Source organism: Micromonospora sp. DT15 (assembly GCF_049841475.1).
Classification (GTDB): domain Bacteria; phylum Actinomycetota; class Actinomycetes; order Mycobacteriales; family Micromonosporaceae; genus Micromonospora.
On record NZ_JBNCKJ010000002.1, the window covers coordinates 620,324 to 646,499 of the forward strand.

The window sequence follows — 26,176 nt, forward strand, 5'->3', positions numbered from 1 at the left end:
ACGAGGAGCCCCACTCAGTGCCCACGTTCGACCACACCGACCTGCTCCTGCCGCCCGAGCCGGGCCAGCGCGCGCTGGCCCGGGAGCTGTACGCCCTGGCGGCGGAGCAACCCATCGTCTCGCCGCACGGGCACGTCGACCCGGCCCTGCTCGCCGAGGACCGACCCTTCCCGGACCCGGCGCAGCTGCTCATCGTGCCCGATCACTACCTGACCCGGATGCTGCTCAGTCAGGGCGTACCCCCGGCGGATCTGGGGGTGCCGACCCGCGACGGCAGCCCGGTGGAGACCGACGGCCGGGTGATCTGGCGACGCTTCGCCGCGCACTGGCACCTGTTCCGGGGCACCCCTTCGCGGCTGTGGCTGGAGCAGACCTTCCGCACCGTCTTCGGGGTGCACACCCCGCTCCGCCCGGGCACCGCCGACGCCATCTACGACGAGATCGCGGCCCGGCTCGCCGAGCCGGGCTTCCGGCCCCGGGCGCTGTTCGAGCGGTTCAACATCGAGGTCCTCGCGACCACCGAGTCGCCGCTGGACGACCTCGCGCAGCACGCCAAACTCGCCGCCGACGGGTGGGGCGGGCCGGGCGGCCGGGTGGTCACCACGTTCCGCCCGGACGACGTGGTGGACATGGAGTTCGAGGGCTGGTCGACCAACGTGGACCGTCTCGGCGACCCGGCCGGCGAGGACACCGGCACCTACACCGGCTACCTGGCGGCGTTGCGGGCCCGACGCGCCGCGTTCATCGCCGCCGGCGCCACCTCCTCCGACCACGGCCACCCCACCGCGCGCACCCTGGATCTGACCCCGGCCGAGGCCGAGCGGCTCTACGACCGGGGTCGGCGCGGCGAGGCCGACGCCGCCGACGCGGAGGCGTTCCGGGCGCACATGCTCGTGGAGTTCGCCCGGATGTCGCTCGACGACGGCCTGGTCATGCAGCTGCACCCCGGCGCGGTGCGCAACCACAACCGGTGGTTGCACGCCCGGCACGGTCGCGACGTCGGCGGCGACATCCCGCAGGCCACCGAGTACGTGCACGCGCTCGCCCCGCTGCTGGAACGCTACGGCAACGACCCCCGGCTGCGACTGGTGCTCTACACCCTCGACGAGGACACCTTCACCCGCGAGCTGGCGCCCCTCGCGGGCGGGTACGCCGCGCTGCTGCTCGGCGCGCCCTGGTGGTTCCTGGACTCCCCGGAGGTGCTGCGCCGGTTCCGGGAGGCGGTGACCGAGAGCGCCGGCTTCTACAACACCACCGGGTTCGTCGACGACACCCGGGCGTTCTGTTCCATCCCGGTACGCCACGACGTGGCCCGCCGGGTGGACGCCGGCTTCCTGGCCCGGCTCGTCGCCGAGCACCGGCTGCCCTTGGACGAGGCCGCGGAGACCATCGTCGACCTGGCGTACCGGCTGCCCAAGCGGGTCTTCAACTTCGGAAGGGCTGACCAGTGACCGTCACCATCACCTCCGTCGAGGTGCACGACGTGCGGTTCCCCACCGCCGCCCGGGGCGACGGCTCCGACGCGATCAACCGGGGCGACTACTCGGCGACGTACGTGGAGCTGGGCACCGATGCCGGCCCGACCGGCGCCGGGTTCACCTTCACCAACGGCCGGGGCAACGAGATCACCTGTGCGGCGGTGCGTGCCCTCGCCCACCACGTCCAGGGACGCACCATCGAGGAGATCACGGCCGAGCCGGTGGCGTTCTGGCGCTCGCTCAGCGCCGACGTGCAGCTGCGCTGGCTGGGCCCGGAGAAGGGCGTCATCCACATGGCGACGGGCGCGCTGGTCAACGCGGTGTGGGATCTGCGGGCCACACTGGCCGGCAAGCCGATGTGGCGCTTCCTCGCCGACCTGCCCACCGACGAGCTCGTGGCCAGCGTCGACTTCAAGCACATCACCGACGCGCTCACCCCGGACGAGGCGGCCGCCATCCTCGACAAGGGACGCGACGGGCTGACCGACCGGCTCGCCACCCTCGAACGTGACGGTTTCCCGTCGTACACCACATCGGTCGGTTGGCTCGGCTACCCCGATGACAAGGTGCGGGCGCTGACCCGGCAGGCGTACGCCGACGGCTGGCGGGCGATGAAGATGAAGGTCGGCGGCCCGCTCGCCGACGATCTGCGGCGGGCCCGGATCATCCGGGAGGAGATCGGCCCGGACGCGCTGTTGATGATGGACGCCAACCAGGTCTGGGACGTCGACGAGGCGATCACCGCGATGGCGGCGCTGGCCGAGGTGGACCCGTACTGGATCGAGGAGCCCACCCACGCCGACGACATCCTCGGGCACGCCCGGATCGCCCGCGCGGTGGGCGAGTTGACCGGCGGTCGCTGCCGGGTGGCCACCGGTGAGGTGGCCGCCAACCGGGTGATCTTCAAGCAGCTTCTTCAGGCCGAGGCGATCGGGGTGATGCAGGTCGACGCCTGCCGGGTCGGCGGCGTCAACGAGGTCCTGGCCGAGCTGCTACTGGCGGCGAAGTTCGGCGTGCCGGTCTGCCCGCACGCCGGCGGCGTGGGCCTCTGCGAGTACGTCCAGCACCTGGCGATCTTCGACTACCTGCGGGTGGGCGCCGGTCTGGATGGTCGGATGATCGAGTACGTCGACCATCTGCACGAGCACTTCGTCGATCCGGTGCGGACCCGCGGTGGCCGCTACCTGCTGCCCGAACGGCCCGGATACAGCGCCACCATGCAACCCGCGTCGATCGCGGAGTTCCGCTTCCCGGACGGCCCGGCATGGCAGTGACCGTCGGGGCCTCCCGGCTCGGCCTGGGCATGCTGCGCCGGCTGCCCGCCGAGGCCCGCCCGCTGATCCGGCCGGGCACCGTGCCGACCGGCGTCGTACACCTGGGGTTGGGCGCGTTCCACCGGGCCCACCAGGCCGTGTTCACCGAGGCGGCGGTCGGCGCGGCCGGGGGTGACTGGGGCATCGTGGCGGTCGCGCCGCGCAGCACGGCGGTGGTCGAGGCGATCGCCGCTCAGGACAACCTGTTCAGCGTCAGCGCCCTCTCCGCGGCCGGCAGCTCCACCCGGGTGGTGGGTGCGCTGAGCGGGGTCCGGCACGCTCCCAGCGACCCGGACGCCGTGGTGGCGTTGCTCGCCGACCCGGCGGTCCGCGTGGTGACCCTGACCGTCACCGAGAAGGCGTACCACCTCGACCCGGTGACCGGCCGACTGTCCGCGGACTCGGCGCTCGCCGCGGACCTGGCCGGCGGCCGAGCGCCGACCACGGTGCCGGGGCTGCTGCTGCGCGGGCTGGCCGCCCGGGCCGCCGCGGACGCCGGTCCGGTGGCTCTGGTGAGCTGCGACAACCTGCCGGCCAACGGTCGTCGACTGCGCGGCATGCTCGACCAGGCGGTCGGCCGGGCCGGCGGGGTGCCCGCCGGGCTCGTCGAGTGGGTGGCCGGCAACGTCACCTGCCCGGGCACCATGGTGGACCGAATCGTGCCGGCCAGCACCCCGGAGACGATCGAGGCGGCCCGGCGGGCGCTCGGCGTGACCGACCTGGCCGCCGTGGCCGCCGAGCCGTACGCGCAGTGGGTGATCGAGGACGACTTCCCCGGCGGTCGGCCCGGCTGGGAGTTCGCCGGGGCGGTGCTCACCGACGACGCCGGCCCGTGGGAGCGGTTGAAGCTACGCGCCCTCAACGGGGTGCACTCCGCCATCGCCTACCTCGGAGCGTTGGCCGGTCGGGAGACCATTGCCGACGCGCTGGAGATCCCGCACCTGCGTGACGTGCTGCGCCGGCTGATCGCCGAGGACGTGGCGGCCAGCTTCACCCCGCCGGACGGGGTGCGGGTGGTCGACTACGGCGAGCAGGCCCTCGCCCGTTTCGGTAACCCGGCGATCCACCACCGCACCCTCCAGGTGGCTATCGACGGCTCGCAGAAGCTGCCGCAGCGCGTCCTGCACACCATCGCCGACCTGCGCGCGACCGGCCGGTCCGCGCGCTGGGGCGCGCTGGTCGTGGCGTCCTGGTTGCGCTTCGCGCTGGGGTACGCCGACGACGGCCGGCCGTTGCCGTTCCAGGACCCACTGGCGGGGCCGATCCGGGCCGCCCTGGACGCCGGCTCGCAGAGCCCGGCGGGCGCTGTCGACGCGGTCTTCGCGCTGCGCGACGTCATCCCGGTGGAGGTGGCCGAGGACGACGAGGTCCGCGCCGATGTGATCGCCTGGCTGACCGCGTTGGAGCGGCACGGCGTCGAGGCCACCCTGGCCGGTGCGCGGTGAGCGGGTCCGCCCGGGCCGGTCGGCGGTGAGCGGGGCCACCCCGCCGCCCCGGGTGGCGGTGATCGGGGCGAACGGGCACGGTCGCTGGCACCGGCGGGTCATCGCGCCCCTGCACGCCGCCGGTCGGCTGCGGCTGGTCGCCCTGGTCGACGTCCGACCGGTGGAGGACGACCCGGCCGCCCCGGTGCCGCCCGGGGTGGCGGTGTTCACCGACCACCGGACGATGCTCGCCGCCACCCGACCGGAGGTGGTGGTGATCTGCACGCCTCCGCACACCCATCTGGCGATCGCCCGCGACGCCCTGGCCACCGGCGCGGATCTGCTGCTGGAGAAGCCGCCGGTGCTGTCGCTGGCCGAGCACGAGGAGCTGACCTGGGCCCTCACCGCCGCCGGTCGGGTGGCCCAGGTCGGCTTCCAGGCGCTCGGCTCGGCGGCCCTCACCGCGCTGACCGACGCGCTGGCCGCCGGCCGGCTGGGCACTGTCACCGGCATCTCCACCGTCGCCGCCTGGCAACGGCCGGACGCCTACTACGCCCGCTCCCCCTGGGCCGGTCGACGGACGGTGGACGGCCGGCCGGTGCTGGACGGCGCTCTCGTCAACCCGCTCGCGCACGCGGTGATGCAGTGCCTGGCGATCGCCGAGGCGCTCGCCGGGGCGACGCCGTGGCCGGTCGCGATCGAGGTGGAACGCTATCGGGTCCGGCCGATCGAGGTGGAGGACACCGCCGTGTTGCGGGTCCGGTTCCGCGCCGGGCCGCCGGTGCTGGTGGCGGTGACCCTGGCCGCCGAGGAGTTCGTGGCGGGCGAGGTGGTGGTGACCGGTACGACGGGGCAGGCGGTGCTGGAGTACCCGACCGACCGGCTGCGCCTGCCCGGGGACGTGGTGACCCGCCGGGTGCCGGGGCGGCTGGGGCTGCTGGAGAACCTGCTCGCCCACCGGGTCGACCCGTCGGGCGTGCCACTGATCGCGCCGCTGGCCCGTACCGCGCCGTTCACCGCGCTGCTGGACGCGTTGCGGCCCGCGCCGGAGCCCCGGCTGCTCGACGGCGAGTTGGTGACCACCCTCGGCGAGGGCGGGGAGCGGGTCCGCCACCTGCGGGGCGTCGTCGACGTGTTGCGCCGGGCGGCCGAGCGGGGGGCGCTGCCGAGCGAGCTGGGGGTGCCGTGGGCGTCCGGCGCGTACCGCGCCGAGCTGGCGGGACAGACGAACAACCGACAGGTCCCATGATCAGCGAACGGAGTGAGTCGATGCGCAGAGTCCTCGGCGGCGCCACGGTTGTCGCCCTTCTCCTCGGCGCCGCCCCGGCCGCCGCCGCTGCCCGTCCGGACGTCCCGTCCGCCGACCGGCTCTCCTGGTTGGCCGACCGCCTCGGCCGGCAGACACTGCCCGAGCGCGACGGTTGGGCGGCCGACGGCCCCGGCACCACCGGCGGCTCGGCGGCCACCCCCGAGCGGACCCGGGTGGTCCACAGCCGGGCGGAACTGGTCGCCGCGCTGGGCGGCGACAACGCCGGCAACGCCGCCGACGCCACCGGAAAGCTCATCTACGTCGACGGTGCGATCGACGGCTTCGAGGGGCCTGACGGCACGCCGCTGAGCTGCGCCGACCTGGCCGACCCCGGATACCGGTTGGACGCCTACCTGGCCGCGTACGACCCGTCGGTGTGGGGACGGGTGCCACCGAGCGGGCCACTGGAGGAGGCGCGGGTGCGTTCGGTGACCAACCAGACCCGGCAGACCCAGATCAACGTCGGCCCGAACACCACGATCGTCGGGCTGCGCGGCGCCCGACTGACCCGCCTCACGCTCATGATCGACCGGGCGTCGAACGTCATCGTCCGCAACCTGACCCTCGTCGACGCCCGGGACTGCTTCCCCGCCTGGTCGCCGACCGACGGCGAGGCCGGCAACTGGAACAGCCAGTACGACCAGATCTCGGTACGCCGCAGCGAGAACGTCTGGGTCGACCACAACACCTTCACCGACGGCGACAACCCGGACAGCGCCCAGCCGGTGTACTTCGGTCGGCCGTACCAGGTGCACGACGGGTCGCTGGACGTCACGCACACCGCCAGCCTGGTCACCGCCTCCTGGAACCGCTTCACCGGTCGGGACAAGCTGCTGTTGATCGGCTCGTCCAACACGGTCGGCCCGGACGTGGGCCGGCTGCGGGTCACAGTGCACCACAACCTCTTCGACGGCGTCCTGCAACGGCTGCCCCGGGTGCGTTTCGGTCAGGTCGACGTCTACAACAACCACTACCGCCTCGGTGGGGACGACTTCCAGTACGCGCTCGGCATCGGTGTCCAGTCGGCGATCTACGCACAGAACAACTTCTTCACTGTGGACGCGGCGGTCGACCCGGCGGACCTGCTCTACGACTGGGGCGGCACCGCAGTGACCGAGCGAGGCTCCTGGGTCCGTCAGGGCGGCGGCGCGGCCCGACCGGTCGACCTGCTGGCGGCGTACAACGCGACACATGACCCCGACCTGGCCGCGGACGCGGGCTGGACGCCCACCCTGCGCCGTGACCCCGTGCTGCCAGCGCCGCTGGTCCCCCTCCTGGTGGGCCCGCTCGCCGGCGCCGACCGGCTGCCGATCTGACGGCTCGGCGCGCCCGCGACTCGCGGTCGGGTCGGCGACGTACGGGCTCATCGATCTGGTGAAGATCGGCTATAAGTGACGCATGGACTTCCCGCCGCACCTGGGCAGCATGCCGATGCACGCGATCACCGAGATCCACGGCGAACCGGGCCTGCTGGAACGTTTCCGGTTGGAGATCCAGCAGTTCGACGATGCCGCCCGGGCGCGGTTGACCGCCGCGCTCGACCTCGCCGCCGAACTGCACCGCGACGATCGACGCGTCCGCGAGCCGTACCTGAACCACCTGCTTCGGGTGGCGATCAGGCTGATGCACCACTACCAGGTGCGGGACGTGGACGTGATCGTCGCCGGTCTGTTGCACGACGCGGTGGAGGACCATCCGGTCGAGCTGGCCGACGGTGAGCCGGGCACCGACCCGACCGGGGCCGCGCTGGCCGCGCTCGCCGCGCGGTTCGGGCCTCGGGTGGCCACCCTGGTCGCCGCCGTCACCAATCCGGTCTACGACCCCGAGCGCGACCGCAACGCGCAGTACCGGGAGCATCTGGCGGTCAGTCTGGACCGGGAGCCCTGGGCCCGGGTGATCAAGGTGTCGGACTTCACCGACAACGGGGTGGGCGTGATCCACACGGTCGGGCCGAAGGTGATCTCGTCGGCCCGCAAGTACCGCCCGCTGGTGCCGCTGTTCCGGGATCTGATCGGCCGGCCGGACACCCCGTTGTCGCCCGCGGTGAAGCGGCACATCTTCGGCCAGCTGGACCTTGCCGAGGAGCGGTTCAGCGCCATCCTCGACCAGCCCGCGTCGAACTGACCCGTCCCCGGATCACCCGACCGGGTTCCGTGACAAGTTCTCAGATCTGCTCGGAAGCCTCGGGCCTTACGGTTGGTTTGCGCCGAATGAGAGGAAATGCCCCTCTCGATTCGTTTTTCCGGCGTGTGACCAATCGAGAGGATTCGGACCATGCGCGACCTTTCCCGTCGCGATCTGCTCAGGGCGACGGCCGTCGGCGCCGGAGCGGTCGCTGTCCCGAGCGTGATCGCCGGCAGCTCGGCCATCGCGGCCGACGGTTCCCGGTGGCCCTCCGACACGACGTTCCCGCCGGCTCAGCTGACCGGACGGATCGTCCGCCCGCAGAGCCCCGACTACGCGGAGGCCAGCCTCGGCTGGGACGAGCTGTTCGTGCACTATCCGCTGGTCATCGTCTTCGCCCAGGAGACCCAGGACGTGGTCAACGCGCTCACCTGGGCGCGGCAGCACGACGTGGCGCTGCGGGTCCGCAGTGGCCGGCACAACCTGGAAGGCTGGTCGAACGTCGACAACGGCATCGTGATCGACGTCAGCGAGCTGAAGGACGTCCACATCGACACCGCCGCCCGCACGGCGAAGGTCGGCGCGGGGCTCACCCAGTCCGAGGCGGTGACCGCCCTCGGCGAGCACGACCTCGCGGCGACGACGGGCACGGAGGGCACCGTGGGCCTCTCCGGTGCCACCCTCGGCGGCGGCTTCGGCTTCCTCACCCGCTACCTCGGGATGGCCTGCGACAGCCTGATCGGCGCGGAGATCGTCGTGGCGGCGGGCGCCGACGGGGCGAAGGTGCTGGAGGTGGACCAGTGGAACTACCCGGACCTGCTCTGGGCGCTGCGCGGAGCGGGCAACGGCAACTTCGGGATCGTCACCTCCCTGACCTACCAGGTCGCTCCGCTCACCAGCGTCGCCTACCTGCAGGTGAGCTGGCCCGGTCTCGGCGACCTGCACGAGGTCTTCGACGCCTGGCAGCGTGTAGCACCCTTCACCGACCCCCGCCTCGGCACCCAGGTCGAGGTCCACCCGACCGAGATCCTGCTGTTCGCGGTGCTCGCGGACGGGTCCGAGGCGGAGGCCAGGAGGCTGCTGGCGCCGATCCTGTCGATCGGCAACCCCACGGTCACCGTGCAGATCGGCGGCTGGGGCGACGTCTACGCCGGCTTCCAGATCCCGACCGAGGACGAGCCCGCGAACTGGAAGTTCTTCTCCCAGTTCACCCGCGAGCCGTTCCCGGCGAAGGCGGTCAGCATCATCAGCGAGTTCATGCGGAAGGCGCCCTCGCCCGACAGCAACTTCTTCACCCAGGCCTTCGGCCGGGGGGCGCAACGACAGGAGCCCTTCGGCGGCTCGGCGTTCCCGCACCGCGACGCGCTCTTCTACTCGGAGCCCGGCGCGGGCTGGGGCACCCGCGGCGAGCCCGACAGCGGCGACGCCATCACCCCGATCGCCCAGACCTGGATCGCCGAGTTCAGCCAGGCACTGCGGCCCTACGTGGACGGCGCCTACGTCAACGTGCCGAACATCGGCATGGCCGAGTGGGAGAAGGCCTACTGGGGGCGCAACTTCCCGCGGCTACGCAAGATCAAGGCGAAGTACGACCCGCACAACGTCTTCCAGTACGAGCAGAGCATCCCGCCCGCGACGCACTGACCCGGAGGACCGGCGGTGCGGGTGACTCCGACCCGCACCGCCGGGCCGTCACTCACCGTGAGTCTCCGTTGCCGTTGCCATTGCCGCTGCCGCCGATGGCAGGGCTGGGCAGCGGTCACGATCGCACTGCCTCGTCGAGGACGACGCGCAACGGATGCGGGGCGCTGGCGGCGAGGTCGCCGAGCACGGCGAGCAGCAGGCGGTACTGATCGGACGGCTCGTCGACCAGCAGCTGGCCGGCGTCGGTGATCAGCACTGTGAGCGGACCGGTGTCGAGCCGGTCCCGGAGCACGTCGGAGAGAGCGTCCCAGGTGTTCCCCAGGTACGTCGGCAGGGCCAGCACGGCGGCGAGCGCGGCGAACAGACCGGCCCTGGTCCGCGTCGTCGTTCCGGCCAGCACCACCGCGCCGGGCACGTCGAGGGCTCCGTCGCGGCAGACGATCAGCCAATCGGGCACCCGACCCGCGTCCTCGTCGACCATGACGTTCCTCCTGATCTGACCGGGCGACGGCGCCTTAGCGGGGCCGGCCGACCGCCACGGCCGGCCGGCCCCCGAAGTTACTCAGAGCCGGTAGAAGTCGGTGTAGTGGTTGGGCGAGAACCAGGTGACGCCGGTGCTGCGGTTCACCACGATCCGGTACGCGTCCCGTGCGGCGCCCTGGGTGCGCGGGTAGACGTCGTACTCGTGGTAGGTGGCGTTGGCGGGCAGTTGACCCTCGTAGTTGTAGAACTGGCCGCCGGCGAAGTTGGACTTCCCGCCGCTCCAGGAGTACCAGCCTCGGCTGGTCGGGAACCCCTTGGCCGACCAGCCCGAACGGGCGGTGCGGGCGTCCGCGCAGCGGCTCATGGTGCAGGAGCTGTAGACCGCCGCCGAGGCCGGGTCGGTCAACCGCGGGGAGACCACGGACGGGCCGACCAGCGCGGCGGCGACCATGGCGAGGAGCAGGGCGAGGGTGGTGGTACGCCGGCGGATCGCGCCGAGCGTGGCCAGCGGGGACACGAGGGTGGACACAGGCTGCCTCCAGACCATCCAGTTCATCGATCCGCGTGATTGTCGGACCGGACCCAGTCTCACCGTTGACGGTCGACGGCAACACCCCTCGGCGTCCCAACTGCTCCACAATGCTCGGTGAACCGCGAATGATCTGTTTCGGCGCACCCGGGCAGGATGTCGTCTGCGGTTGACCGCCACCCGGCGCGCATGGCGTGGATCGCGTCGATATGCCGACCGCTCGGTGACGGCGTGGCGGCGGACATATCGGTCACCGGTTGTTAGCGTGAAACGCGGATCCGTGACCGTGGAGGGGTGCCATGACGGACGCCCCCGACGGGAGGCCCAGGCCCGCGGACCAGTGGCGACACCGGGGCGTACGCGGGTTGACCATCGCCCGCGACGCCGCCGTGAGTGGCTGGCGATGGTGGGCTCGTAGCTGGGATCGGCTGGTCGCCGCGCTTCAGGACGAGGCGCCCGTCGGCTCCGCGGCCCCGCCGTCGCCGTCCGGTCCACTGGTCGAACAGCGCGACGCGCCCCGGCTGATCGCGGTCCCCGCTCGCGGGTACGTGTACTCGTTCTACGTCCGCGCCACCTTTGCCTGGTCGTCGCCTGCGAGCCTGCGGGCCGAGGTGCTGAGCTGGTACGTGCAGTACTTCCAACCGAACGCGGTCCAGCGGCTGACCCGTCTCGCGGCCGACGCCGCCCGGAACCTGCCGCCGAACCGGGCAGCGGACCTGGAGGTGGCGTTGCAGCGGGCGCTGGCCGAGGATCCCCTGTGGCACTACCAACGGGGCGACATCACGCTGACCTGCCGCCCCGACGCCGCCGTCCGACTCGACGAACGGATCCTGCCGGCGCTTCAGCCGCACGTCGACCGCATGGTCGAGCTGGAGTACCAGTTCGACGAGCAGATCCGAAGGGCCCGGTACGCCGAGGAGCTGAGCCGCCGATGGACGGCCATCCTGGACGATCACACGGACGACGACGACCTGGCCGACGCCCGCGACCACATGCTCACGGCGCAACGAGAAGCCGCACGGTGGATCGCCGAACTCCTCCACCGCCACGCCAACCCCGCACCAGAGTCGGCACCAACGCCCAGGATTCCCCCACAACAAACCCACCCCACCCCCGCCCCGGCCCCACCAGCCCCCGAGTAGCCCTCCGGCCCCGCTCCCCCTCCCTCTCCCGCTGCCCCCATGATCAAGTGATGAAAAGTAGGTGTGGAGGGCCTGTGGGAGCTATTTCTCATCACTTGATCATGGAGCGGGTGCGGTTGGCGAGGATGGCGAGGGTCTCCTGGCGGACCTGGACCGGATCTGCGGTGAGGCGGCGGTGGGTGAAGCGGACGACGAGGATGCCGACGGTGGCGAGGAGGGCGTCGCGGCGGAGGTCGATCTCGCGTTCGGCCGGATCGCCGTGGCTGGTCGCGCCGTCCAACTCGATGTTGACCCGTTCCGCCTCGGCGAACATGTCGAGGTAGATCGTCCGGGCACCGACCCGCACCCGCGCCTGCCGGGTGAACGTCGGCATTCCCGGTCCGGTGAAAACATGGTCGTGGCCCCAGATCTCCAGCGGGCTGCGGCACCCGGCGGCGAGCCGGTCCAGCAAACTGCTCAGTGCCCCCCGGTCGGGCATTCTCGCCACCTCGGCAAGGGCGTCGGCCAGGCGCCGCGGCGTGGTCATCCGATCGTTGACCGCGCGGATGAGCACACTCGATCGGTCGATCGGCGGCAGCAGCGGCCAACAGTCCACCAGGGTCCGGTCGAGCCGGGTGACCGGCAGTCCTCGCCGTGTCACCACCTGCGGCGGCGCGACCGCGAAATCGGACCGGTGGGCGACGACCAGATGCGGCCGGTCACGCAGGCCTGATCCTCGCGGCAGGTCGAGATACACCGGCTCGCCCGGTGGCTGGCGGCGTAGACCCCACACGTCGAGCGCGGTCAGGCGGCTCAGCGCCCCACGCTCGTCAACGTACGCCAGCGCAGCGCGTCGGGCGACGTCCCGCTCGACCCGGGCCAGCATCGGCAGGTCGACGTTGGAGTTGCGGATCAGCGCGGCGTCGCCGTAGACCCCGGGTAGCAGTCGGATCAGCAGGTCCGCCCGCCGGGCGGTCTGGATCGTCCACGCCGGGGCCACCCGCACCATGTCCCGTCGAGTGACCAACCCATCGCCACTGACGAGGAGCGATTGAATCCGCGCATCCACCGCCTCACCCTGGCGTGATGCACAGCCCTGCGAGAGCTGCTGTGGACAGCGGAGGCACCTGTGGACAGCCTCTCGGCTAGCGGCCGATTGTGGTAGGCACCCGTCAAGGCCCTTGGCGCAGCGTCCGGCCACTCCCACAGAGCGGCCTCAACCCCGTCCAACAATCGCGGCCAGGCGAGAGAGATACCGCCCTGCCCAGGTACCGGCCTCTTCCTGCGGCGAGGTCCGGCCGTTCGCGTTAGCCGGCTGGCTATCTACGGCTCCCGCATCCAGGTCTTCGGGTCTGTCACGAAGACGCCCTTGCCCTGCTGCCGCCGGATCACCCGCAGCGCCTCCAGCCGGGCGTAGGCCATCTGCACGGTCCCGTGGCTGACGTTATAGCGAGCACGTAATTCAGCGATTGAGGGCAGCTTGTCCCCGGGCTTCAACTTCTTCGACCTGACGTCGGCGATCACATCGTCGGCGATGCGCCAGTAATCCGGCACTTCTCGCATGGCACTCCTCGCGTGGCAACCCGATTTGATCACACCGCGACGCGCCTAACAAGCAGCGTTGACTCATCTGACATATCTAGCTATGTTGAATCCGAGCCGCTTCTCGCGTGGCAACGAGTTCGGCTCATCCCCTGGTCGGGGCGGGTGCGTGTGCCCGTCCCGACCCCTCCGGACTGCTCTGCTGTCGTACCGCCGAATGGGGCTGCGGCGGCGGAGCGGGCGGGTTGCCCGCGGCCCCCGAGCGGACGGCCCGCCCTTCCAGACCCCCACAAGGACCTTCCGCGCTCCCGCCTGCCCTCAGAAAGGACTGTCGTGGCACAGGTGTATCGAGGCGGCCAGCCCTACCCCGCCGGGTACCCGGGCCGGTTGACGCCGCACGAGGTGCGGACCCGCGCGTTCGCCGCGTGCCGGCGCGGCGTCGACCCCGATGAGGTACGCGAGTTCCAGGCCCGGTTGGCCGACGAACTGGCCATGCTCAACGAGACGGTACGGCTGCTCAGCCAGGAGAACGACCGGATCAAGCGGGCGCTGCGCGACTGGCAGACCATGCACGCCGGGGAGTGCCGCCCACCGAACACCGGTCACTGGTGACCGTGCGGCCCTCCCCCGGCGACCTGCTCGTCATCGACGGCCGAGCGTCGGTGCAGTTCGCCGGAGATCGTGCGCTGACCTTCCGCGTCGTCTCGGTCTGCGACCGGCCGACGTACCAGGGCTGGGTCTGGTTGAGTGGCTACGTCCTCAACCGCCGAGGTGACGCGACCACCAAACGCGAGGTCTACGTCCAACTCGCCGGCCTCCGTCCCACTCCCACACTCACCGCGGCAACTCGGGGAGGGCAGAGTCTTCCCCTCTGAAGCGCTCGCTGAGCGATGCTGCCTCAACTCGTCGCGCTTGCATTACACACCGGAACTGAAGGCATCACGGAGCAACTGCTTGCCCCTTTCGCTGCCACCACGCGGTGAACAGGGTGGCCACCTGAGCCTTGACTTCCTCCGCGACAAGACCTCTGCCGTCATCCATGAGTGGCACGAGAGCGTGCTGGTACACGTCCCGGTGCTGTTCGACCCATGGGCAGGCGAACACGGCCAGCATCCGGAGGACGCGCACAGTGTCCGCTCCCAGGAGGGGGAAGTGGGCGTCCAATAGCCGCGTCAAGGCCGACCACACCCTGTCGACGACGATGTCGACGACAGCGTCCTTCACCTGCTCGGCGATGCGGCCGGTGAGGTGCTTCGACAGGGCATCCTTGAGGGTCAGCTTGACCGCGTCGGCGACAAGGCCGACAGCTTTGTTGGCCTTATCGATCAACTGGATCAGCGCAACGAGCAAGCTGCACCAGCCGTGCCTGGCCATATGCTTCTGGATCTCCCGGGCGGTGCGCTCATTTTGAACGCGATTGTCGATGCCCTCCGATATCTCTTTCCCGGCATCCCTCATGATCGCGGCGGCGAGGATGTTGATCCGTCCGTTGTCGAACGACAACAACGCAGCCATGTCGTTGACGCCGAAGTCCCGACCAGGCACGCCCTCGGTCCTGAAACGGGGGTCCGTTACCCACAGGTGATCAGCAAGGTCCAGACGAGCGAGGTCGACTGACTGCTGCCGATTGTTCGCATTGAACCCCAGCTTCCCGTCAGAGTTCTTTGTGATCTTGCCCGCGAGCGTGCGTCGCCGCCCGTCGCGCTCGTCTGGGCGCTGAACGGCGAGTTCCATCCAGCCACCCCAACCATGTAGCGAGCCACCGCAGCCCGAGCACTCGCAGCCCGGGTTCTGCGCATTAGCGCAATTCAGTCGATGCGTGTTCACAGCCATCCGCAGCCCGCCGATCGGCTCGCCGTCGCTTGGGGTGAAGCATCGATAACCCTAGGTGTCCGGCCTGTCGCTGCCAATCGGGCCCTGTCGCTGAAGATGCCGCATTCCGCCGCGTCAGCAAGATTCTCCCCTGCCAGACGGCTGTGTACGCCGCCTGTATCTACTGACGGTGTCGGATTCCTGATGGACACGACTGAAAGAGACTGCGGGCCCGATGCCCATAAGCTCCCGGGCGATGCCGTTCCTGGGCCCACGGCAGCGAAGATGTCCCGCACGGGGCGTTGCGAGCGGCGAACGCTACCTCTTCGACAAGTTGGCGCTCGCCCGCTGGCGCTGGAACAGCCTGGTCGGCACGCGCTCTCTGGAGCTAACCACCGAAGCTCAGCGCCTGCCGCAGATCCACGTCCAGGCTCTCGTTGTACTGCGGATCGGGCTCAGCCCCGGCAGCGCTGAGGACGGTGCTGAAGAAGCATCTGGCACCAACGGCGAGGATCACGTGGAAGATGTCCGTGTCATCGAGACCGTGACCACGCAGGCTCTCGACGTCGGCCTCGGTGACGGAGTTCGCGTCGGCCGCGACCTTTCCGGCGAAGTCGACGACTGCGACCTCCTGTGCGGAGAGACCGGCGCTGCCAGTGTCTGACGCGATGGCGGCGACGGTTGGCGCGTCGAAGAACTTGTCGCGTAGGACCTTCCCATGCGCCAGGCCGCAGTAGGAGGATTTCAGGGCCCGGGCTGCGGCGAGGGTCACCAACTCATAGCGGCGCAGCTCCATCCCGGCCTTCACCGAACCGTTGAGCTGCTGCCATGCCAGGTACGCCGCTGGGCTCTGGGCGAACAACCTGGTGTAGTTGGGCAGGTAGCCCATCGCCTTCGTGTCGGCATCGAACATCCGCTCGGTGTCCAGCGACTGCTCCGCCTGCTGCAGGAAACTCATGCGGCTCCTCCCCATGCTTGACCCGGACGGTACGCCGTAGGGCCTGCGGACGCTGTCAGGAAATCGGTCGTACACGGGCCCGACGATCGTGGCGAATGGCCGCCGCCGGTTGGTCGACCCGGCGGCGGCCAATCGGCCCCGAAAGCGCCCGTCCAGACAGGTGCGCGCGCTAGTAGGTGAAGGTCCAGAGGAAGTAGAAGCCGGGGGCGTTGGGGCCGTACTGGCGGTACTCGCAGTAGTACCAGCTCCAGAGACCGGTCCGAACACCCTCACTGCCGTAGCTGTTGCAGAACTGACCGTCGGAGTAGACGTTGCGCAGCGTGCCGCCCGGTGGATCCGCCGCAGCCGGAGTGGCGCTGAACCCGACCACTCCGCCCAGTGCCAGGGCCACCGCCGTCGCCAGGGTCGCCCATCTGCGTCCGCGCATGAAGCCTCCTCATCACCGTCCACGGTGCATGGCGGCTCCGCGTTGAACCGAGACCGGGACATCGAAGTTCGTCAACGCAAAGGCTCGCATGGGCGCGTGTGGTCTGGCTCCCGACAACGGGTGGCGCCACCGCGATGATCCGCCAGCGCGATCTCCGTCGAATGGGCATCCACCCTGAACACGGGCCAGCCACGGTGACGCCCAGCGATCCCACTTCCACGGCGACGTCACATGGGCCGGTTGTGGTCGACCCAACACCCGCCCGCATGGGTCCACGGAACCACCGCACTCAGATGGTGGGTACCTCCGGCATCGCGGTGGACCGGTCGACCAACGCCTGCCGCAGCATCGCGGACTGCTCCACCGACCCGCCGCGCACCCCGAGACTGCGCCGGGCCGCCCGGTAGTACCCGTCGCGGGCCTCGTCGACGCGGGTCAGCATCCCCGCCACGTCCGTTGGCGGGTCGGCGATTCCACGAGCGAGCCGTTCTACCTGCCAGATCGCGTCCCGCCAGTTGGCGGCGGCCGAGACAGTCGGCTCGTCGCCGAGCAGCAACAGGTTCTCCCAGACGATGGTGCGCCGAGCGTCCGCCTCAGCCAGCCGGACCAGCCCCTCCTCGCGGTCGATGGGGTGGCTCCGCGAACCCGGCCGGTGGGCGGCTGTGAGTCGCAGCGCCACTGCGTGACTCTCCTTGAGGGCGTGCGCGTAGTCGACGTACGCGTCGAGCCGCCGCTCGTCCCAGCGGACGCTCTGGCTGCGACGCCATCGGGCGCGGTCGGCGAGGGAGGTGGCGAGGATCGTGCCCACGGTGCCAACCAGGACGCCGAGAAGCGCCGGAAGCTGCGTCAGAAGGTCGCTCACGCGCTAGAGGCTGCCAGCCCCATGCAACGTCGGCATGTCGAGTTTCTGAGCGGTCAGCGATCATCGGGATGCCCGAGCCGTGGGTCAGGAGGGGACGTCGCGGTGGCGGAAGGCGGCCACGCCGACGGCGAGCAGGGCCGCGGCCACCGCCGCCAGCACCACCAGGGGAAGCGCCGCCGGGTCGACAGCGGGCACGGCCGGCACATGGGTGTACGGCGAGACGTTGAGCGCCGCCTGCGGCAGCTCCAGCACCGCGCCGAACTGCCCGAGGAGCAGGAAGACCAGTAGCGCCGTCCAGGACAGCACCACCGACCAGCGGGGCAGCAGCCCGAAGATCGCGGTCACCACCCCGGCGATCACGAGCAGGGCGGGCAGGCGCAGCAGCGCGGCACCGCCCAACTCGACGGCCTGGCCGAGTGGGTCTCCGGTGACGATGCCGTAGCCGAGGCCGGTGGTCACGCCGGCGAGGAGCAGCAGGGCGACCGCGCCGAGCGTCGCGGCGAGCACCTGGGTGCCGAGCCAGCGGGTTCGGCTGACCGCCGTGGCGAGGGCGGCCTCCAGCACCCCGTCGGCTTCGTCGCCGCGTACGCGCAGCAGGGCCTGAACGACGTACGCGCCGATGGTCAGGGCGAAGAGGTTGAGCATCGCGGCCAGGTACGCGTTGATCAGGTTCGCTCCGCCACCCATCGCGTTGATCGCTTCGGCGGCGGCCGGATTCGCGTCGATCATGTCGTTGAACTCGTCGGCGGCGACGCCCATGGAGAGGCCGAGCACGGCCACCCCGACCGCCCAGCCGAGCAGCGTGCCGCGCTGCGTCCGCCAGGCCAACCCGGTGGGGCTGAGCAGCCGTGGCGCGCCGGTGGCCGGGCCGCGTCGGGGGGCGATCAGCCCGGCGCCCTGGTCGCGTCGCTCGGCGAGGGCGTACGCCAGCGCCACCCCGGCGAGCAGCAGCGCGACAGGTAGGGCGAGCACCCACCAGCGTTCCCCGTCGAAGGCTCGTACCTGGTTGCCCCAGCCGAGTGGGGAGATCCACGACGGCCAGGCGCTGCGCACGCGGGTGCCGTCGGCGCTCTGTTCGCCGAGCACGTCGCCGGCGGCGCGCAGCACGAAGGACAGCCCGACGGTGGCGGCGGCGAGCGCGTTCGCGCCGCGTGAGGTGACGGAGAGCTGGGCGGTGACCGCGGCGATCGCGGTGAAGGCGACCCCGACGCCACCGATCGCTGCCGCCGCCGCGACGGAGCCGGCGAGCGGCAGACCGGCGCCGACCAGCGCGACCGCGAGCAGCACGGCGGCCAGGGTGTTCGCCGCGCCGATCACGAGCAGCGCGGCGGTGAGCGGCGCGTACCGTCCGACCACGTTGGCGCCGAGCAGTTCGGCGCGACCGGTCTCCTCGTTCTGGCGGGTGTGGCGGGTCACCGCGAAGGTGCTCATCAGCGCGACGATCAGGGCCAACGTCACGTACGTCTCGGCGACGACCACGGCACCGAGGTCGGTGCCGTGGATGGGGCCGTTGAAGGCGCGGGCGACCAGACTGGACGCCGAGGTGGTGGCGTAGCCCAGCCGGGCCTCCTGGTCCGGGTAGATGCCGGCGACGCTGCCGGCGAGGGCGTAGCCGAGCAGGGGCGTGCCGAGGATCCAGATGGCGAGGCGGATCCGGTCGCGGCGCAGCACGAGCCGGGCCAGCAGGGCGGTGCCGGTGAGTGCGCTCATCGGGCACCGCCCCGCGGCGCGTCAGCCGGCACACCGGCGGCAGATCCATCGGCCGACGCGGCGGCGGCGCCAGGACCGTCGGCCGACCCAGCAGCGGCGCCGGATCCATCGGCCGACGCGGCACCGGCGGCAGGACCAGCGCCCGACCCAGCAGCGGAGGCGGGGTCGTCGCCGTAGTGGCGGAGGAAGAGCTGCTCCAGGGTGGGTGGTGTGCTGGTCAGCGCGCGGACGCCGAAGCGGATGAGCTGGCCGAGCAGCTCGTCCAGGTGGGCGGGCTCGACCTCCAGGTGGGTGCGGCCGTCGACCTCGTGCACGTCGTGCACACCGGGCAGCGCGTCCAGGCCGGTGACCGGGCGGGTGGTCTCGACGGTCACCGCCGTACGGGTGAGGTGGCGCAGCTCGGTGAGGGTGCCGGATTCGACGGTACGGCCCTCGCGGATGATGCTGACCCGGTCGCAGAGCGCCTCGACCTCGGCGAGCACGTGGCTGGAGAGCAGCACCGTGGCGCCGGCCTGCTTGACCCGCCGGACCTCGTCCTGGAACACCGCCTCCATGAGGGGGTCGAGGCCGGAGGTCGGCTCGTCGAGCACGTACAGCTCCACCGGGGAGGAGAAGGCGGCGACGATGGCGACCTTCTGCCGGTTGCCCTTGGAGTAGGTGCGGCAACGGCGGGTCGGGTCCAGGTCGAAGCGGTGCAGCAGTTCGTCGCGGCGACGGCGGTCGAGGCCGCCGCGCAGTTGACCGAGCAGGTCGATGGCTTCCCCGCCGGTGAGGTTCGGCCAGAGGTTGACGTCACCCGGCACGTACGCCAGTCGGCGGTGCAGGCGGACCGCGTCGCGCCACGGGTCGGCGCCGAGCACCTGGGCGTCGCCGGAGTCGCGGCGGAGCAGCCCGAGCAGGATCCGGATGGTGGTGGACTTTCCGGAGCCGTTGGGCCCGAGGAAACCGTGCACCTCCCCCTGCTCGACCTGCAGGTCCAACCCGTCGAGTGCCCGGATCGCGCCGAACGTCTTGACCAGGTTGCCGATCGAGATGACGGGCATGGCCCCTCCTGCCGTTGGTTACGTCGACCGTCACCACTGTACTGACCAACGGTCAGTCGAATCAACGGTGATGGTGCCCACCGGTCAGGGCGTCGCTAGGCTGGCCGGCATGACCGCCGATCCCGCGGACGACACCCGTACCCGGATCCTGCGCGCCGCGCTCGACCTGTTCGCCGAACACGGCTACCAGCGCACCTCGCTGCGCCAGATCGGCGAGCGGCTGCGGCTCACCAAGGCCGCGATCCTGTACCACTTCCCGGCCAAGGAGAACCTGCTCGCCGCCCTGGTCGAGCCCCTGGTGGCAGACCTGGAGGCGCTGCTCGACTCGGCCCAGCATCAGCCCACCGAGCTGGCCCGGTGGACGGTGCTGGAGGGCTGGGTGGACGTTATGCTCGCCCATCGCCGACCGCTCGGCATGCTCTTCCACGACATCGCGCTGGTCGGCCGGGGCGACACGTACCACCGCCTGATGGTGATCGCGATGCGGGCCAACGACCTCATCGCCGGGCCGAACGCCGGGCGTCGGGAGCGGGTCCGGGCGGTGCAGGCGGTCGCGGCGTGCAGCGATCCGATCGTCTTCTTCACCGACGTGTCCGACGAGGTGCTGCGCGCCGACATGCTCGACGGCGTACGCCGACTGCTGGCCCCGCTGCCTGCGGACCCCGCGGCCGAGCCGCACTCAGACGCGACCCTCGGGAGCGCGACCCCGACGCTGCCGGCGGGCGCGGCCAGCGGGCCGGCGAGCGGCGCGGGAAGCCGTCGTCGGCGGCCGGGGCGGCCGCCCGCGCTGGGCCGGGAGCAGGTCGAGGCGGCCCGACGGATGCACGCGGCGGGCACCCACTCGGTGGACGCCATCGCCGCCGAGCTGGGCGTCTCGCGGGCCACCGTCTACCGCCACCTGACCGCGTAATAACGAGACAGTTCCGAGACTGTTTCGAGACGGTTGTGATTCGGCGTTCAGGCCGCCAGCGTGGCGTAGCGGCCGTTGCGGTCCAGCAGGCTGTCGTGAGTGCCGGCCTCGACGATCCGACCGTGGTCGAGCACCGCGATCTGGTCGGCGTCGCGCACGGTGGAGAGCCGGTGCGCGATGGTGATCGTGGTGCGCCCCTGGGCGAGCACGTCGAAGGCCCGCTGTACGGCGCGCTCGGTCTCGGTGTCCAGCGCGCTGGTGGCCTCGTCGAGGACCAGGATGCGCGGGTCGCGCAGCAGCGTCCGGGCGATGGCGAGGCGCTGCTTCTCACCGCCGGAGAACCGGTGCCCACGTGAGCCGACCATGGTGTCGTACCCGTCGGGCAGCCCGGCGATCAGGTCATGGATCTGGGCGGCGCGGGCGGCGTCCTCGATCTCGGTGTCGGTGGCCTCCGGGCGGGCGTAGCGCAGGTTCTCCCGGACTGTGGTGTGCAGCAGGTACGTCTCCTGGCTGACCACGCCGACGATCGCGGCCAGGTCGGCCAGGCGCAGGTCGCGCAGGTCCACGCCGTCGACGGTGATCCGGCCGGCGGTCGGGTCGTGCAGCCTGCTGACCAGCCCGGCGAGGGTGCTCTTGCCGGAGCCGGTCTCGCCGACCAGGGCGAGGCTGGTGCCGGCGGGCACGTCGAGGGTGATCCCGGCGAGGGCGGCGGTGTCGCTGCCCGGGTAGCCGAAGGTGACGTCCTCCAGGCGCAGGTGGCCGCGTACCCGGGCGGGGTCGAGGTGGACCGGCTCGGTGGGGTCGGCCACGTCGACCGGTAGGTCCAGGTATTCGAAGATCCGGGCGAAGAGCGCCAGCGAGGCGGTGAGCGAGACACCCACGTTGAGCAGGCCCATCAACGGTCGGAACAGGCCGCCCTGCAGGGCCGTGAAGGCGACCAGGGTGCCGATGCTCAGCGTGCCGGCGGTGCCGGGCAGCCCGGCGGCGAGGTAGATGACCGCCGGTACGGCGGCGAAGATGATGCTCATCGAGGCCATCCGCCAGCGGCCGGCCAGCTCACTGCGCAGCTCCAGGTCGACCAGTCGGGCCGAGGAGGCGGTGAACCGGTCGATCAGCGCCGGGCCGGTGCCGAGGGTCTTGGCCAGCTGTACGCCACTGATCGAGAGCCCTTCTTCCACTGTGACGTTGAGGTCGGCGAGTTCGCGTTGCCGTTGTGCGGTGATCTCGCGGCGCATCCGGGCGACCCGCCGGGTCAGCCAGATGGCCGGCGGCAGCACCACGAGCGAGACCAGGGAGAGCTGCCAGGAGAGCGCGACCATGGCGACGGCGGTGGCGACCACGGTGGTGAGGTTGGCGGCGACGGCGGTGGCGGTGGAGGTGACCACCGACTGCATGCCGCCGATGTCGTTGGTGATCCGGGACTGCACCTCGCCGGTGCGGGTGCGGGTGAAGAAGCCCAGTGACTGGCGCTGGAGGTGGCTGAAGACGTCGGTGCGCAGCCGGTGCATGACCCGCTGGCCGACCTGGGTGGAGATCCAGGTCTGCACGACGCCGAGGGCGGAGGTCACCGCCGCGACGGCGACCATGCCGACGACCAGCCAGACCAGCAGCGTCACTTCGCCCTGCGGAAGGGCCCGGTCGATCACGGCCCGCAGCAGGAACGGGGTGGCCATCGCGATGATCGAGGAGACCACGATGATCGCGATGACGGCGGCCAGCGCGGGTCGGTGGGGGGTGAACAGGTGGCCGATGCGGCGCAGCGACACCTGACGCGCCTGCGTCTTCTCTTCGGCACTGAGGGTGCGGTGGCCGCGGTCGCGGCCCATGGGGGTGGGTTCCAAGGGGGCACTACCCTTCGTCGGCGATATTGCTGAGGTTACCTCATCATGAGGTAGCAACCACATCTCCTGCTACCGTATTCCGGTGACCGAGCACACCGTCGACAGCGCCGACGACGAGAGCCTGGCGGAGACGTTCTGGGCGGTGGCGTCCCGTCTGCGTCGGCAGACCCGGGACTCACTGGTGCCCTGGGACGTCACCCCCAGCCAGTCCCGGGCCCTCGGCGTGCTGGCCCGGCACGGCGAGGTACGCCCCGGCACCCTCGCCGAGCACCTGCGCATCGCGCCCCGCTCGGCGACCGAGGTCGTCGACGACCTCCAGACCCGAGGGCTTGTCGAACGCCGGCCCGACCCGGCCGACCGCCGGGCGACCCTTGTCGCGCTCACCGAGGAGGGCAACCGGGTCAGCACCGCCATCCGGGCCGCGCGCCGGGCCGAGGCGGACCGCTTCTTCGGCCACCTCGACGACACCGACCGCGCCGAACTGGCCCGCATCCTGCGCACCCTGCGTACCTGAGACCTGTGGGTTTGCCCGCCCCACACCCGGGTAACCTGCGCCCCCGTTCGCACGGCGGGGCCCCCGCCACCACCAGTCGGGGAGACGCCACAGGAGGACGCGCATGTCTGCCCTGACCCATCACCGTCCCGGCTGATGTGCGGGATCAGCGGGGAGGCGCGATTCGACGGTCGCTCGCCCGACGCGGCGGCGGTCACCCGGATGACCGAGGCGATGCGCTCACGAGGGCCGGACGACGAGGGCCTGTTCGCCGAGGGCTGGGTGACCCTCGGGCACCGTCGACTGACCATCATCGACCTGTCCGAAGCGGGCGGGCAGCCGATGGTCCGCGACGACCTGGGCCTGGCGCTGGTCTTCAACGGCTGCGTCTACAACTACCCGGAGCTGCGCGAGGAGTTGCGCCGGGCCGGGTACGCCTTCCACTCCACCAGCGACACCGAGGTGATCCTGGTGGCGTACGCCCACTGGGGTGAGCGTTTCGTCGACCACCTGGTCGGCATGTTCGCGATCGGGCTGGTCGACCGGGTCCGGCGGCGGCTGATCCTGGCCCGCGACCGGCTCGGCATCAAACCGCTCTACCTCGCCGAGACACCGGGCCGGCTGCGGTTCGCCTCCACCCTGCCCGCGCTGCTGGCCGCCGGCGACGTCGACACCGGCATCGACCCGGTGGCGCTGCACCACTACCTGTCCTGGCACTCCATCGTGCCCGCGCCGCGGACCGTGCTGCGCGGCGTACGCAAGCTCCCGCCGGCCACCCTGCGGGTGATCGAGGCCGACGGGACCAGCCGCGAGGAGGTCTACTGGCGACCCGACTACCTGCGGGAGCCCGCCGACGCGGGGATGGACGCCGCCGACTGGCGGGCCGCGATCGGCGACGCGCTGCGCGCGGCGGTACGCCGACGGCTGGTCGCCGACGTGCCGGTGGGGGTGCTTCTCTCCGGCGGACTGGACTCCAGCCTCATCGTGGCGCTGCTCGCCGAGGCCGGCCAGCAACACCTGCGGACGTTCAGCATCGGCTTCGACAGCCGCGACGGCGAGTCCGGCGACGAGTTCCACTACTCCGACCTGGTGGCCCGCGCGTACGACACCGACCACCATCGGATCCGGCTGGCCGACGACGACCTGGTTCCCGCCGTCCGACGGGCCGTGCTGGCGATGACCGAGCCGATGGGCAGCCACGACGTGGTCGCCTTCCACCTGCTCTCCGAGCAGGTGGCGCAGCACGTGAAGGTGGCCCAGTCGGGGCAGGGCGCCGACGAGGTGTTCGCCGGCTACGGCTACCACCAGCCACTGGTCGAGGCACCCCGGCACGGCGCCGCCGAGACGTTCGCCGCCGCGTTCTTCGACCGCGACCACGACGAGCTGCGCCGCATCGTCGGCCCGGCGTACGCGCTGGAGCACGACGCCAGCCGGGACCTGCTCACCGGGCACCTCGCCGCGCCCGGGGCGCAGACCGCGCTGGACGCCGTGTTGCGTCTGGACACCCACCTGATGCTCCCCGACGACCCGGTCAAGCGGGTGGACAGCATGAGCATGGCGTGGGGTCTGGAGGTGCGCACACCCTTCCTCGACCAGGACCTGGTCACCCTGGCCGCGCACTGCCCGCCGGAGCACAAGGTCGGCCAGGGTGGCAAGGGCGTGCTCAAGGAGGTCGCCCGGGAGGTGCTGCCGGCCGAGGTGATCGACAGGCCCAAGGGCTACTTCCCGGTGCCGGCGCTGCGCAACGTGGACGGCCCGGTGCGCGAGCTGGTCGCCGAGGCGTTGCAGGCGCCGGCCGCGCGCGAGCGCGGGCTGTTCCGCCCGGAGTACGTGGCACATCTGCTGGCCGAGCCGGACCGGGCGGAGGCCGCGGCCGGCAGCAACAAGCTGTGGCAACTCGGCCTGCTGGAGCTGTGGCTCCAGACCCACGACATCCGCTGACCCCGGTGGGCCGTGACGGGCGGCCGGTCAGCTGGCGGCGGTGCGGGCGATCAGATCGTCGAGGACCACGCGCAGCTCTCCGGCGCGCTCCAGCACCCGCCGCTGCCGGGTGGCGCCGGTGCCGTCGCGACGCAGCCGGGCGAGCTGCGCCAACACGTACCCGAGGTCGCCGTGGCGCAGCAGGGCCGGAGCGATCACCGCCATCATCTCGTCGACGAGCGCCCAGGCGGGCCGGGTACCACCGGCACGCAGGTCGATCAGCTCGCCGTCGAGACCGTCGTGGGCGGCCCGCCAGTGCGCCGCGGCGACCAGGCAGTCCCGGACGTTCGGCGCGTCCACCCCGGCGCGTACGTCGTCGGCGAGGGTGGCGACGAGGGATCGGACCAGCGCGGCGACCAGCACCGCGTCGTCGACCTCGGTGCAGACGTCACCGACCCGCACCTCCACCGTCGGGTAGGTAGACGACGGCCGGGCGTACCAGTAGACCATCGCCGAGTCGAGCATGATCCCGGCGGCGATCAGCTCGTCGACGGTGCTGTCGTAGTCGGCGCCGGAGTCGAAGTACGGCGTCGGTCCGATGCTGGGCCAGCGTTCCAACTGCATCGAGCGCCAACTGGCGTGCCCGGTGTCGTACCCGTCGTGCAGCGGCGAGTTGGTGGTGATCGCCTGCACCACCGGCAGCCACACCCGCAGGTGGTTGCAGACCTGGACGGCCAGTTCCCGGTCGGGCAGGCCGACGTGCACGTGGCAGCCGCACACCGCCGGGTCGTGGGCCACCGGCCCGTACCGGCGCGACATCGCGTGGTAGCGCGGTTCGTCGGGGACCGTCCGGTGCGGCTCGGCCACCGGGGTGGCACCGACCGCCACCAGCCGAGCCCCGGCCGCCGTGGCCGCGTCGGCGGCGGAGCGGCGCAACGCCACCAGGTGCGCGCGCAGTTCGGTGAGGTCGGCGCAGACCGGGGTGACCATCTCCACCATGCTGTGCCGGAACTCCTGGCGGCTCTGCTCCCGGGCGGGGCCGCGCAGCGCGGCGAGCACCTGGTCCGCCACCGGTAGGTTCCGGCCGCTGTCCGGGTCGAGCAGCAGGAACTCCTCCTCCACGCCGAGCGTCAGGGTGGACAGGTCGGGCACGGTGTCGACGGCGGTCGGTCGGTACGCCATGGCCCCTCCCATCCCCCGCTGCGGCGGTGTCTCGGGTTCCCGGCCGCCCCT

General features: G+C 71.5%; 24 protein-coding genes and 1 pseudogene. 13 read left to right on the top strand and 12 right to left on the bottom strand.

Annotated elements, in window-relative coordinates:
• The first annotated feature begins 17 nt into the window (after window positions 1–17).
• From uxaC to ACLQ3F_RS07075, 7 genes are all read left to right on the top strand, one after another.
• Entirely contained in the window at window positions 18–1,451 is a 1,434-nt protein-coding gene (gene uxaC, locus ACLQ3F_RS07045; RefSeq protein ID WP_425847240.1) for a glucuronate isomerase, read from the top strand.
• Window positions 1,448–2,752, top strand: coding sequence for an enolase C-terminal domain-like protein (locus ACLQ3F_RS07050; protein WP_425847241.1), 1,305 nt, complete (start codon window positions 1,448–1,450; stop codon window positions 2,750–2,752). Before uxaC ends, ACLQ3F_RS07050 begins: the two co-directional genes overlap by 4 nt.
• Window positions 2,743–4,236 carry a mannitol dehydrogenase family protein gene (locus ACLQ3F_RS07055; RefSeq protein WP_357200863.1) on the top strand — a complete coding sequence of 498 codons (1,494 nt, stop codon included), beginning with the start codon at window positions 2,743–2,745 and terminating at the stop codon, window positions 4,234–4,236. The genes ACLQ3F_RS07050 and ACLQ3F_RS07055 overlap by 10 nt, the downstream gene beginning before the upstream one ends.
• Complete coding sequence (locus tag ACLQ3F_RS07060) at window positions 4,226–5,464, top strand: Gfo/Idh/MocA family protein (protein WP_425847242.1); 1,239 nt, start codon at window positions 4,226–4,228, stop codon at window positions 5,462–5,464. The genes ACLQ3F_RS07055 and ACLQ3F_RS07060 overlap by 11 nt, the downstream gene beginning before the upstream one ends.
• Before the next feature lie 20 nt (window positions 5,465–5,484).
• On the top strand, window positions 5,485–6,840 hold the full coding sequence (locus ACLQ3F_RS07065) for a pectate lyase family protein (protein WP_425847243.1): 1,356 nt from the start codon (window positions 5,485–5,487) through the stop codon (window positions 6,838–6,840).
• A gap of 82 nt (window positions 6,841–6,922) precedes the next feature.
• Window positions 6,923–7,648, top strand: a complete 726-nt coding sequence (locus ACLQ3F_RS07070; RefSeq protein WP_425847244.1) for an HD domain-containing protein — start codon at window positions 6,923–6,925, stop codon at window positions 7,646–7,648.
• Window positions 7,649–7,798: 150 nt separating this feature from the next.
• Window positions 7,799–9,292, top strand: coding sequence for an FAD-binding oxidoreductase (locus tag ACLQ3F_RS07075; protein WP_425847246.1), 1,494 nt, complete (start codon window positions 7,799–7,801; stop codon window positions 9,290–9,292).
• A 115-nt stretch (window positions 9,293–9,407) separates the two neighbouring features.
• Here the strand turns inward: ACLQ3F_RS07075 and ACLQ3F_RS07080 are convergent, their stop codons facing one another.
• Together ACLQ3F_RS07080 and ACLQ3F_RS07085 are read right to left on the bottom strand one after the other, a co-directional pair.
• Complete coding sequence (locus ACLQ3F_RS07080) at window positions 9,408–9,773, bottom strand: barstar family protein (protein ID WP_357258952.1); 366 nt, start codon at window positions 9,771–9,773, stop codon at window positions 9,408–9,410.
• A gap of 81 nt (window positions 9,774–9,854) precedes the next feature.
• Window positions 9,855–10,304, bottom strand: a complete 450-nt coding sequence (locus tag ACLQ3F_RS07085; protein WP_425847247.1) for a ribonuclease domain-containing protein — start codon at window positions 10,302–10,304, stop codon at window positions 9,855–9,857.
• A 299-nt stretch (window positions 10,305–10,603) separates the two neighbouring features.
• On the opposite strand from ACLQ3F_RS07085, the gene ACLQ3F_RS07090 reads away from it, so the two are divergent.
• Window positions 10,604–11,446 (top strand): hypothetical protein, encoded by an 843-nt coding sequence (locus ACLQ3F_RS07090; RefSeq protein WP_425847249.1) that lies wholly within the window; start codon window positions 10,604–10,606, stop codon window positions 11,444–11,446.
• 91 nt (window positions 11,447–11,537) lie between these two features.
• Here ACLQ3F_RS07090 and ACLQ3F_RS07095 read toward each other — a convergent pair whose 3' ends face one another.
• Entirely contained in the window at window positions 11,538–12,494 is a 957-nt protein-coding gene (locus ACLQ3F_RS07095; RefSeq protein WP_425847251.1) for a DUF559 domain-containing protein, read from the bottom strand.
• 254 nt (window positions 12,495–12,748) lie between these two features.
• Complete coding sequence (locus ACLQ3F_RS07100; RefSeq protein WP_425847252.1) at window positions 12,749–12,988, bottom strand: winged helix-turn-helix domain-containing protein; 240 nt, start codon at window positions 12,986–12,988, stop codon at window positions 12,749–12,751.
• Window positions 12,989–13,300: 312 nt separating this feature from the next.
• Here ACLQ3F_RS07100 and ACLQ3F_RS07105 point away from each other — a divergent pair, with 312 nt between their 5' ends.
• Together ACLQ3F_RS07105 and ACLQ3F_RS07110 are read left to right on the top strand one after the other, a co-directional pair.
• On the top strand, window positions 13,301–13,579 hold the full coding sequence (locus tag ACLQ3F_RS07105; protein WP_425847253.1) for a DivIVA domain-containing protein: 279 nt from the start codon (window positions 13,301–13,303) through the stop codon (window positions 13,577–13,579).
• Window positions 13,576–13,842, top strand: coding sequence for a hypothetical protein (locus ACLQ3F_RS07110; protein WP_425847255.1), 267 nt, complete (start codon window positions 13,576–13,578; stop codon window positions 13,840–13,842). The genes ACLQ3F_RS07105 and ACLQ3F_RS07110 overlap by 4 nt, the downstream gene beginning before the upstream one ends.
• Window positions 13,843–13,906: 64 nt before the next feature.
• Here ACLQ3F_RS07110 and ACLQ3F_RS07115 read toward each other — a convergent pair whose 3' ends face one another.
• From ACLQ3F_RS07115 to ACLQ3F_RS07140, 6 genes and pseudogenes are all read right to left on the bottom strand, one after another.
• On the bottom strand, window positions 13,907–14,701 hold the full coding sequence (locus ACLQ3F_RS07115) for a hypothetical protein (protein WP_425847257.1): 795 nt from the start codon (window positions 14,699–14,701) through the stop codon (window positions 13,907–13,909).
• A gap of 466 nt (window positions 14,702–15,167) precedes the next feature.
• Window positions 15,168–15,737: a carboxymuconolactone decarboxylase family protein gene (locus tag ACLQ3F_RS07120; protein WP_425847259.1), complete on the bottom strand. Its 570-nt coding sequence runs from the start codon at window positions 15,735–15,737 to the stop codon at window positions 15,168–15,170.
• A 169-nt stretch (window positions 15,738–15,906) separates the two neighbouring features.
• Window positions 15,907–16,164, bottom strand: a complete 258-nt coding sequence (locus tag ACLQ3F_RS07125; protein ID WP_357200891.1) for a hypothetical protein — start codon at window positions 16,162–16,164, stop codon at window positions 15,907–15,909.
• Window positions 16,165–16,453: 289 nt separating this feature from the next.
• A complete protein-coding gene (locus ACLQ3F_RS07130) occupies window positions 16,454–17,026 on the bottom strand; it encodes a hypothetical protein (protein ID WP_425847261.1) in 573 nt (190 codons plus the stop codon).
• Between the two features lie 84 nt (window positions 17,027–17,110).
• Window positions 17,111–18,736, bottom strand: a complete 1,626-nt coding sequence (locus tag ACLQ3F_RS07135; RefSeq protein WP_425847262.1) for an ABC transporter permease — start codon at window positions 18,734–18,736, stop codon at window positions 17,111–17,113.
• Between the two features lie 128 nt (window positions 18,737–18,864).
• A pseudogene (locus ACLQ3F_RS07140) lies at window positions 18,865–19,779 on the bottom strand (ATP-binding cassette domain-containing protein); the annotation flags it as partial.
• A 109-nt stretch (window positions 19,780–19,888) separates the two neighbouring features.
• Between ACLQ3F_RS07140 and ACLQ3F_RS07145 the strand changes: the two are divergent.
• Complete coding sequence (locus tag ACLQ3F_RS07145; protein WP_425847263.1) at window positions 19,889–20,689, top strand: TetR family transcriptional regulator; 801 nt, start codon at window positions 19,889–19,891, stop codon at window positions 20,687–20,689.
• A 47-nt stretch (window positions 20,690–20,736) separates the two neighbouring features.
• Here ACLQ3F_RS07145 and ACLQ3F_RS07150 read toward each other — a convergent pair whose 3' ends face one another.
• A complete protein-coding gene (locus ACLQ3F_RS07150; RefSeq protein WP_425847264.1) occupies window positions 20,737–22,515 on the bottom strand; it encodes an ABC transporter ATP-binding protein in 1,779 nt (592 codons plus the stop codon).
• Window positions 22,516–22,612: 97 nt separating this feature from the next.
• Here ACLQ3F_RS07150 and ACLQ3F_RS07155 point away from each other — a divergent pair, with 97 nt between their 5' ends.
• A complete protein-coding gene (locus ACLQ3F_RS07155; RefSeq protein WP_357200906.1) occupies window positions 22,613–23,044 on the top strand; it encodes a MarR family winged helix-turn-helix transcriptional regulator in 432 nt (143 codons plus the stop codon).
• A gap of 135 nt (window positions 23,045–23,179) precedes the next feature.
• The gene (locus ACLQ3F_RS07160; RefSeq protein ID WP_425847265.1) at window positions 23,180–24,964 is read left to right on the top strand and encodes an N-acetylglutaminylglutamine amidotransferase; all 1,785 of its coding nucleotides are present in this window, start codon (window positions 23,180–23,182) and stop codon (window positions 24,962–24,964) included.
• 27 nt (window positions 24,965–24,991) lie between these two features.
• On the opposite strand, the gene ACLQ3F_RS07165 is transcribed toward ACLQ3F_RS07160, so the two are convergent.
• Window positions 24,992–26,125, bottom strand: a complete 1,134-nt coding sequence (locus ACLQ3F_RS07165) for a carboxylate-amine ligase (protein ID WP_425847266.1) — start codon at window positions 26,123–26,125, stop codon at window positions 24,992–24,994.
• Window positions 26,126–26,176: the final 51 nt, after the last annotated feature.

Coding starts and splice junctions, on each gene's coding strand:
- ACLQ3F_RS07055 (WP_357200863.1), top strand. CDS start 2,743: ATGGCAGTGACCGTCGGGGCCTCCCGGCTCGGCCTGGGCATGCTGCGC.
- ACLQ3F_RS07065 (WP_425847243.1), top strand. CDS start 5,485: ATGCGCAGAGTCCTCGGCGGCGCCACGGTTGTCGCCCTTCTCCTCGGC.
- ACLQ3F_RS07070 (WP_425847244.1), top strand. CDS start 6,923: ATGGACTTCCCGCCGCACCTGGGCAGCATGCCGATGCACGCGATCACC.
- ACLQ3F_RS07075 (WP_425847246.1), top strand. CDS start 7,799: ATGCGCGACCTTTCCCGTCGCGATCTGCTCAGGGCGACGGCCGTCGGC.
- ACLQ3F_RS07080 (WP_357258952.1), bottom strand. CDS start 9,773: ATGGTCGACGAGGACGCGGGTCGGGTGCCCGATTGGCTGATCGTCTGC.
- ACLQ3F_RS07090 (WP_425847249.1), top strand. CDS start 10,604: ATGACGGACGCCCCCGACGGGAGGCCCAGGCCCGCGGACCAGTGGCGA.
- ACLQ3F_RS07100 (WP_425847252.1), bottom strand. CDS start 12,988: ATGCGAGAAGTGCCGGATTACTGGCGCATCGCCGACGATGTGATCGCC.
- ACLQ3F_RS07115 (WP_425847257.1), bottom strand. CDS start 14,701: ATGGAACTCGCCGTTCAGCGCCCAGACGAGCGCGACGGGCGGCGACGC.
- ACLQ3F_RS07120 (WP_425847259.1), bottom strand. CDS start 15,737: ATGAGTTTCCTGCAGCAGGCGGAGCAGTCGCTGGACACCGAGCGGATG.
- ACLQ3F_RS07125 (WP_357200891.1), bottom strand. CDS start 16,164: ATGCGCGGACGCAGATGGGCGACCCTGGCGACGGCGGTGGCCCTGGCA.
- ACLQ3F_RS07135 (WP_425847262.1), bottom strand. CDS start 18,736: ATGAGCGCACTCACCGGCACCGCCCTGCTGGCCCGGCTCGTGCTGCGC.
- ACLQ3F_RS07145 (WP_425847263.1), top strand. CDS start 19,889: ATGACCGCCGATCCCGCGGACGACACCCGTACCCGGATCCTGCGCGCC.
- ACLQ3F_RS07150 (WP_425847264.1), bottom strand. CDS start 22,515: ATGGGCCGCGACCGCGGCCACCGCACCCTCAGTGCCGAAGAGAAGACG.
- ACLQ3F_RS07160 (WP_425847265.1), top strand. CDS start 23,180: ATGTGCGGGATCAGCGGGGAGGCGCGATTCGACGGTCGCTCGCCCGAC.
- ACLQ3F_RS07165 (WP_425847266.1), bottom strand. CDS start 26,125: ATGGCGTACCGACCGACCGCCGTCGACACCGTGCCCGACCTGTCCACC.